This is a genomic window from Pseudomonas sp. EA_65y_Pfl1_P113 (assembly GCF_963970525.1).
Lineage (GTDB): Bacteria > Pseudomonadota > Gammaproteobacteria > Pseudomonadales > Pseudomonadaceae > Aquipseudomonas > Aquipseudomonas tritici.
In genome coordinates this window covers 1-483 of the sequence record NZ_CAXAQM010000448.1, presented here as the reverse complement: position 1 = coordinate 483, position 483 = coordinate 1, and the positions used below count along the sequence as shown (strand labels likewise).

Sequence of the window (483 nt, the reverse complement as noted above, 5' to 3'; positions counted from 1 at the left end):
CCGGTGTCATGCCCGCTTTCGATGAGAGCTTCACACAATCGGGCATTATCATAGCCGAGCCTGTCTTCGAACCAGACCCAGTCGGGCGCAGCTGCGTCACACCAACGTTGGAGCAAGCGATTGGACAGTTCTCCTCGCAGCTGCTCCAGGTTGCGATGGCCTGGGAAGCGCCGGAGAAGTTTTGAGATGCCGAGCAGCCCGTAGGCCCAGGCGCGCGGCGTGGTCAGCGCTACCAACGCAGGTGCCATCTCCAGCAAGCGCGCGGCGGCCCATCCGTCCAGGAATCGATCGTCTTTTCGCATTGCGACCGCGCCCAGTGCCCAGACCGTGCGACCATGCGCGTCGTCGACTCCCGCATCGTCGAGCCATGTGCGGTCGAACCCCATGAAATTATGAACGCGGTTATCCTTTGGCGACCAGGCGTGCTCAACGAACGCGGCATATGTCAGCGCAAGCTGCTCCTCCTGTGGCGTGAGAGAACGC

General features: G+C 62.1%; 1 protein-coding gene. It reads right to left on the bottom strand.

What is annotated here, in order from left to right; translation table 11 throughout:
* Positions 1–483 (bottom strand): hypothetical protein (locus tag AACY52_RS30510; RefSeq protein ID WP_339561416.1); only part of this gene is annotated, 483 nt, incomplete at both ends.